The organism is Achromobacter sp. Marseille-Q4962, assembly GCF_943737005.1.
GTDB lineage: Bacteria > Pseudomonadota > Gammaproteobacteria > Burkholderiales > Burkholderiaceae_B > Achromobacter.
Map to the genome: position 1 here is coordinate 1 of NZ_CALSFU010000055.1, position 7,218 is coordinate 7,218.

General features: G+C 53.7%; 6 protein-coding genes and 2 pseudogenes. 2 read left to right on the top strand and 6 right to left on the bottom strand.

The window, feature by feature from the left end; all coding sequences use genetic code 11:
* Positions 1-294 precede the first annotated feature (294 nt).
* The 4 genes from hxsC to hxsA2 all read right to left on the bottom strand — a co-directional run bounded on the left by hxsC (position 295) and on the right by hxsA2 (position 3,590).
* Positions 295-1,224: a His-Xaa-Ser system radical SAM maturase HxsC gene (hxsC, locus tag NGJ44_RS22800; protein WP_251865999.1), complete on the bottom strand. Its 930-nt coding sequence runs from the start codon at positions 1,222-1,224 to the stop codon at positions 295-297.
* A 227-nt stretch (positions 1,225-1,451) separates the two neighbouring features.
* Positions 1,452-2,912, bottom strand: a complete 1,461-nt coding sequence (gene hxsB, locus NGJ44_RS22805; RefSeq protein ID WP_251866001.1) for a His-Xaa-Ser system radical SAM maturase HxsB — start codon at positions 2,910-2,912, stop codon at positions 1,452-1,454.
* Positions 2,913-2,916: 4 nt separating this feature from the next.
* Positions 2,917-3,222, bottom strand: coding sequence for a His-Xaa-Ser system protein HxsD (gene hxsD / locus NGJ44_RS22810; protein ID WP_251866002.1), 306 nt, complete (start codon positions 3,220-3,222; stop codon positions 2,917-2,919).
* Positions 3,222-3,590, bottom strand: a complete 369-nt coding sequence (hxsA2, locus tag NGJ44_RS23175; protein ID WP_353506972.1) for a His-Xaa-Ser repeat protein HxsA2 — start codon at positions 3,588-3,590, stop codon at positions 3,222-3,224. Before hxsA2 ends, hxsD begins: the two co-directional genes overlap by 1 nt.
* A 115-nt stretch (positions 3,591-3,705) precedes the next feature.
* Between hxsA2 and NGJ44_RS22815 the strand changes: the two genes are divergently transcribed.
* Positions 3,706-4,826 (top strand): IS3 family transposase gene (locus NGJ44_RS22815; protein ID WP_251866004.1). Its coding sequence is split into 2 segments (ribosomal slippage): positions 3,706-3,964 and positions 3,964-4,826, totalling 1,122 coding nucleotides; the frame shifts between segments, so codons are not numbered across the junction.
* A gap of 151 nt (positions 4,827-4,977) precedes the next feature.
* Here NGJ44_RS22815 and istB read toward each other — a convergent pair.
* Together istB and istA are read right to left on the bottom strand one after the other, a co-directional pair.
* The gene (gene istB, locus NGJ44_RS22820) at positions 4,978-5,769 is read right to left on the bottom strand and encodes an IS21-like element helper ATPase IstB (protein WP_251866006.1); all 792 of its coding nucleotides are present in this window, start codon (positions 5,767-5,769) and stop codon (positions 4,978-4,980) included.
* Positions 5,759-7,069: pseudogene (gene istA / locus NGJ44_RS22825) on the bottom strand (IS21 family transposase); the annotation flags it as partial. The gene istB and the pseudogene istA, both read right to left, overlap by 11 nt.
* Positions 7,070-7,093: 24 nt before the next feature.
* Here istA and NGJ44_RS22830 point away from each other — a divergent pair.
* Positions 7,094-7,218, top strand: a pseudogene (locus tag NGJ44_RS22830) (IS3 family transposase); the annotation flags it as partial.

Here is a 7,218-nt window from a genome sequence, read left to right on the forward strand (position 1 = left end):
CGGCTTCCACCCGTTTGATGGCTTCGATGATCTGGCTGTCCGTGAATCGTGACTTCTTCATGCTGTAGAACTCCTCAACGAGAAAATTCTACTTCTGACCTCAACGCTTTTGCGGGGGGATTACCCAACCAACTTGGGCAACAGTCCAACGAGGCTGTTTTACTTTAACCAACCAGTCTCCGCGATGCCCGGCGCGCTTCAGTGTTAATGGCGGCCACTTTTGGTGGGCTTGGCATTCTGAAAGCTTTGCGGGGAGTGCTGCACGTCACTACTACGATCCAGTCGACAATTTTCTCATGCTAAAAACGGCTGAATATGGTCCGAATGTCGATGTAATTTCGATGAAGTAAAGAAGCCACCGCAGTCGTTCATCCTGACACACTGCGTGCATGCTTCAAGATACTCATTCTTCCAGTCGCTAATCGATTTCCGATACGCGGACAAAATATCCGGGTTTACTGTGCATAGCTGGTGGTTGTAAACAGAGGTAGGGACGCCGTACGTTTGTAATGTGTTGACTGTCTGGCTGAGAGTATCTTTGTAGTCATAAGGGTCTATCCATAAGTCGGATATATTTGCTCTCGCAAAACCCATCATTTCTAGGCCCATGAGGGCGACGTGGTCAACAAACAGTAAGTTTCGGCAGATCCATTCGGCCAATTGAGGTAGCCGAGCTACTGTCTGCTTATGGATAACTACGCGAAGTTCGACACGTTGCTGAAGGCGCTTAAGATTGAGGATTCCGCGCACTGTTTCATCGAACGCGCCATGGGCTTGAACTACGTAATCATGCGTCGTTGGGTCATCGGAGTAGATCGGGATGCCTACCATTAGATCTGGGTGCTTAATCGAAGCCCACTGTGCTGCGAAGCCGGGATCAGAAAACCGGCGTCCATTAGAGAGCACGTGAACTGCAGTGTCAGGAAGGTAATGCTTCGCTCGAGTCAGCAGCGTAATTAAGCGTTCACCGTATATAGTCGGCTCGCCACCAGTAAATCCAATTTCACGCGCAGACCTTGGAATGAGAGGGATGAGCCGTTCTGCTTCCTCAATAAGCCAATCGTCATCCACATCTTTAGGGGGCTGCGAGCACATCAAGCAGTAGTTGTTACAACGCTCGGTAAGTAGGACGCTATTGTGCGGGCTCGCATCGCGCCAGATGACCCGAATTCCACTGCTGTCTCTGCGCAAAGAAACCACATCATTATCTGAGAGATAGTTCAACTGAGTGGGTACATGAACAACTGTGACACCGCTAGGCAGAACTACTGAGGGCGAGATGTCCTTTTCGAATAAGTAACATCCGAATCCTGGACTTATTTCTCCCTTGCGTACCAGTAAAGCGTGAGATTGTCGGAGTCCACCGGGAAGGTTTGCATTCGTTGAAACCCGAAATAGTTGGCTCCGATTCTGTGGTGCTGCTTGGATGGGGATCACTCTGGCGTGTAGACTCAACATCGGTTCGCCCACCTTTGAAAAATCGCTGCAGTCGTTTTATCGGAGCTCATCAAACGAAGCAAGTGCTTAAATATAGCCATGTTGCGCCGACAGAACTCCGATTCCGGTTTACGACCGGTAAAGTCTTTCATGGTGGCATGGTGATACACAGGATCTGCACCGCAGAATGGTTCGAATGCACAATCCGAACACATAGGCACACTAAGCGTGAACGAGCTCTCGAGCGCCTCTAGCAGGGTATCGGATAGGTAGATGTCCTCGTAACTAGAGGTTTGTACATCGCCGAGTCTCAGCGTATTGTCGCCCATTTCGGCGAGCATACGACTTTCATCTGATGCAAAGACGCCTCCGTCATAGTTAAAAACGATGGCACCTATGGCGATACCGGCTGGGTTCGTAAGATCGACATAGCCTGGGTCATTGGAGGTTAGCATCTTAGTTAGAATGAGCGATGCGTAGTCTTCAGCGAACGCTATTCCAGCTCGATTGATCTCTAATATGTAATCTAGCCCGCTCTTGTAGAAATCGAGCCAACGGTCCGTGTTGTAAGCTGCGAACGACTTGGTTTTAAGCGCAAATCCATATGGCGATAAAGGACGTAGAAAGATACTCGTGAATCCGAGTTCGAGGTATATGTCTATGATGTCTTTTACTCGGGGGAGGCTAGATTGAGTCGTGGTCATCAATGCGGAGACACGATCGACGCCTAGTGTTTGACGTGCCAGCGTAATACCGTTGATTGCTCGTTCCCAGCTGTCCTTACCAGGACGAGGTCGATTTTTGTTGTGTAGGTCTGCGGGGCCGTCGAGCGATGTAGATATTAATATGTCGTGCTCCCGACAAAATTCGAGCATCTCTTGAGTGATCGGAGCTAAGTTAGTGGCGATCACAAACGCCAGATCACGTCTTGCTACTAGATTGCGGGCTTTTGCTTGCTCCACTACATATTTGATCATCTCAAAATTAAGTAGCGGCTCGCCTCCTTGAAATTCGATCTTCAGCGATTGCGAGGGAGATCGAAACACCAAGTCTAGAGCCCTGTCTGCTATCTCTGGAGTCATGTCGAAAGATTCGCGGTCCTCCGATTGACGCGAAACTTGACAGTACGGACAGGAGTGCTCGCAGCGTAGGGACACCACAAAAATATGTAAGTTGGTAAAGTGCTCTAGCCGTGCGTACCGTGTGCGAACCTTAAGCGCGAGTAAGTCAATGGGAGACTTATCGGTGGGCAAGCGGAGAAAATGTCTGGCTCGCAGGGAGACATATGCCGGGTCGTCGATGGATAGCGTATGGTTAACCAATGCGTCCACTGTGGCATTGGGTAATACCAGCATCTCTCCCGCCAGATTTGTAGCGACCGTTTCCTGTTCGTTCAGTCTTGCGAAATTGAACGGGAGCAGCTCGTAATCTGGTAACTCAGGCGCATACGCAGTTCGTGCTAAAAAGCGACTCATGCTGCTACTCCGGTGAGTTCGCTAACCCCGTTCGCGAGAAAGCGTGCGCAAGTATTAAATTGCGTACGTCTTCAGTTTCACTCCTGATTCTTGATCGTAGTGTCTGGTCTAGGACTTCTTTACGGATCTGCTGACTAATGAGGTCAACTGATTGCGTGCATTTTTCATCAAGCTCGACATCACAGACAATCTGACTGTCGCCGACTGAAACTACTACGCTGCAGCGGTCTATAAACTTATAGGCTGCACGTTGCACGTCATCGTATGAGTGACATGCTTTATCGAACAATAGCTGGCATGTTTCAAGCATTATCGTGAAGAGTAATGTGATCGGTGGGATGAATGCGAGCTGTGTGACCGATGAGAACTATGATATGCGGACAATACTCCGCTCTCACTGCGCTGCATCAAAAAGAGATACTCATTGCTCTTGTCGACAACAGAAAATTCCGACAACGTGTCTGCAGCCGAGGAGAAGGGTGCTTGATGAGTAGTGGCGCCCGTCACGGTAGTCTCAGGCGATGCGTTGTTTAACATCGTGGTTGGCGAAGGAGCGGCAGACACTTGATGTCCTAACAGAGACGATATTGCTGAGACAACTGGCACCAGGAATTTTCTTTTCATAGCTCGCTCTATCCCACAGAATTTATGATTGAGGGCTGTTACATTATGATTCATTATAATTTTTATGATACATTAGTACAAGTATTTGTACATTGGTGTTTACCATTATTGACCTGCTCCCCGTGGTTAGTACGAAATCGATGTAGAGTCCGTTCACAAAGGAACGGCAATGAAGAAACGATTTACGGAAGAACAGATCATCGGGGTGCTGAAGGAGGCCGAGGCAGGGGCCAAGGTGGCCGAACTGTGCCGCAAGCACGGGATCTCGGAGGCCACCTACTACAACTGGAAGGCGAAGTTCGGCGGTATGACCGTCTCGGACGCCCAGCGACTGAAGGAACTGGAGCAAGAGAACAACAAGCTCAAGAAGTTGTTGGCTGAATCGATGCTGGACAAGGCTGCGCTTCAGGACCTTTTGAGCCGAAAGTAGCAAGCCCGCAGGCCAAACGCGAAGCGGTCAGAACGTTGATGACCGAGCGCGGCATGGGTATCACCCGGGCCTGCGGGCTGGTAGGCATTTCCCGGTCGCTATTCGCTTATGAAAGTAAGCGTACGGGCGATGTGGCATTGATCGAGCGCATGAAGGAGATGGCAGCGCTCAAGCGACGCTACGGTTATCGGCGCATCCATATTCTGCTGCGCCGTGAAGGCTGGCAGATGAATCACAAGCGGGTCTGGCGGCTTTACAGCCACGCCGGCTTGAGCGTTCGTAAGCGTCGCCGCAAGCGCATCGCTCCCGCAGAACGGGTAGTTCGTCCCGTTGCGACGGCGCCGAATCAGAGCTGGTCGATGGACTTCGTATCCGACGGTCTGGCCTATGGCCGCAGGTTCCGGTGCTTGAACATCGTCGATGACTACACGCGCGAGTGTCTTGCCATCGAGGTCGATACATCACTGCCGGGATTGCGGGTGGCGCAGGTGCTGCAACGGCTTGCGGAACTGCATGGGCTGCCCAAATCCATCACCGTGGACAACGGCCCAGAGTTTGCCGGCAGGGCCTTGGACGCTTGGGCCTATCAGGTCGGCGTGAAGCTGTCGTTCATCAGACCAGGCAAACCCGTGGAGAATGCATACATCGAGAGCTTCAACGGAAAATTCCGCGATGAATGCCTGAATGAGCATTGGTTCATGTCGCTGCGCCAAGCCAAATCCTTGATCGAAGACTGGCGCGTCGAGTACAACACCGAACGCCCGCATAGCGCGCTGGGATACTTAACGCCGGAGCAGTTTGCTCAGGCGCATCGACAACAACGGTTTTTAACCCTGGACTCTATGTCGGTGCCGTACTAAGTCTGGGGGCAGGTCACATGTCCTCGGTCACCTAGCCCGCGTTGCTGGAGCCAACGCGGTTAAGAACCTTAAGGCCCTGTTCCGGTAATCCCCCCATTGTTGGTTTGCACTGAAAACTGACCCAGCGTTTGCATCGAAAACTGACCCAGCCCTAATTTGATTGGGTCAGGGTTGCCACAGATTTGGCTGTTTTACGCTCCTTTTTGGGCTGTGTGCTGCTGTTTTTGAAACGGTAGCTGTCGTTGCCGGTCTCGACGATGTGGCAGTGGTGGGTGAGTCGGTCGAGCAAAGCAGTCGTCATTTTTGCGTCCCCAAATATGTTCGCCCATTCAGCGAAGCTGAGATTGGTGGTGATGATGAGGCTTGTGTGCTCGTAGAGCTTGCTGATGAGGTGGAACAGCAGCGCGCCGCCGGCTTGGCTGAATGGCAGATAGCCGAGTTCGTCGAGAATCACGACGTGCGAGTGCATTAGTCGGTGGGCGAGGTGTCCCGCTTTGCCGGCCTGCTTCTCGAACTCCAACGTGTTCACCAACTCGATCGTGGAGAAGAAGCGAACTCGGCGACGCAGGTGTTCGATGGCGTGAACCGCGAAGGCCGTCGCCAGATGCGTCTTGCCGGTGCCAGGGCCGCCAACTAATACGACATTGTGAGCGGGTTCGATGAACTCGCCGCGGTGCAGTTGCCGAACGAGGGCTTCGTTGACCTCACTGCATCCGAAGTCAAAGCCTTGTAAGTCTCGATATGCTGGGAACTTGGCCACCTTCATCTGATAGGCAATAGATCGCACCTCCCGCTCGGTAAGCTCGGCCCGTAGAAGCTGGCTCAAGATGGGAGAGCAGCTCTGGTATGCCGGAGAGTCTTGCTGCACGAGGTCGGTGAGCGCTTGAGCCATACCGTGCAGCTTGAGCGCCTTCAAGCGCTCGATCATGAGTTCATGCTGCATGACGTGGCTCCTGAGTGCGGAGGGTGTCGTAGCGGCCGACGTTCGCCTCGGGTTCGACTGTGAGCGAGAGCGCTTGGGGCGCCGTCAGCGGCGGTAGCGGTGTGCCGTCGAGCAGTCGGCTCAAGATGTTGAGAATGGTTTGCTTCGATGGCGTACCGGCCTCCAGCGCTAAGGTCACTGCGGCGAGGACCAGTTGCTCGTCATGCAACAAGACCAACGACAGGATCTCCACCATCTCTCTATCCCCGCCAGCGTGAGGCAGAAGCAGTGCCTGAAGTTGGCGAAATGCTTCCGGCAACGCGGTGAACGGCGCCCCATTGCGCAGCGCGCCAGGCTTGCGTTGCAGCACGGCGAGATAATGCCGCCAGTCGTAGAAAGTGGCACCACGGTCATGGCGCCGGTTGATGTGGCGAGGATGCTGCGCGATGACGTGACCTTCGGCGACGACAACGAGGCGATCTGCATAGACCCGCAAACTCACGGGCAGGTTGGCGTAGGACGCGGGGACGCTATAGCGGTCACGCTCGAAGGCGATCAAGCATGTGGGGGAAACGCGCTTGGTGTGTTCCACAAAGCCGTCGAACGGCTGGCCAACAGGCATCAGAAGTGGGCGTTCCTCGGACCATATCTGCCAGATGCTCTGGTCACATGCCGGATGGCGTATCTGTTGCCACAGCCTGACGCACTCGTCGGCCAACCAGTCGTTAAGCGCTTCCAAGCTCGAAAAGTGGGGCGGGCGTTGCCAGATCCGCCTCCGGCTATCTTGCACGTTCTTCTCGATCTGTCCCTTCTCCCAGCCTGACGCGGGGTTACAGAACTGCGCATCAAACAAATAGTGGCTGACCATGCTGGAGAATCTGGCGTTGACCTCGCGTGACTTGCCGCGGCCGACCCTATCCACAGCGGTCTTCATGTTGTCGTAGATGCCTCGACGCGGGATGCCTCCCCACGCCACAAAAGCGTGATGGTGCGCATCGAACAGCATCTCGTGTGTCTGGAGCCAGTAGGCGCGCAGGAAGAAGGCGCGACTGTGGCAAAGCTTGAACTGCGCGATCTGGAGCTTGGTGCGCTCGCCGTTGATCACCGCACTATCCTCGCTCCAGTCAAACTGAAAGGCGTCGCCTGGTGCGAACGTCAACGGCACGAACGTGCCCCGTCCTGAAGTCTGAGATCGTTCCTGTTGTTCCTGTCGCCATCGTCGCGCGAAAGCGGCGACACGGTCGTAAGAGCCCGTGTAGCCTAGAGCGCAGAGATCCTGGTGCAGCTGCAATTGAATTGCCCCGGGTTTTGCGGAGGCTCCAACCTTTGAGAGAATGGAGCCTTTATGAGCAAGCAGAACAAGTTTTCCCCGGAAGTCCGTGACCGCGCCGTGCGTCTGGTACAAGAGCATCGTGGCGAGTATCCATCGCTGTGGGCGGCCGTCGAGTCCATAGCGCCGAAGATCGGCTG

Bases quoted from the DNA above. Each gene is read 5' to 3' on its own strand.
- hxsB (WP_251866001.1), bottom strand. From the start codon at position 2,912: ATGAGTCGCTTTTTAGCACGAACTGCGTATGCGCCTGAGTTACCAGAT.
- hxsD (WP_251866002.1), bottom strand. From the start codon at position 3,222: ATGCTTGAAACATGCCAGCTATTGTTCGATAAAGCATGTCACTCATAC.
- hxsA2 (WP_353506972.1), bottom strand. From the start codon at position 3,590: ATGAATCATAATGTAACAGCCCTCAATCATAAATTCTGTGGGATAGAG.
- istB (WP_251866006.1), bottom strand. From the start codon at position 5,769: ATGCAGCATGAACTCATGATCGAGCGCTTGAAGGCGCTCAAGCTGCAC.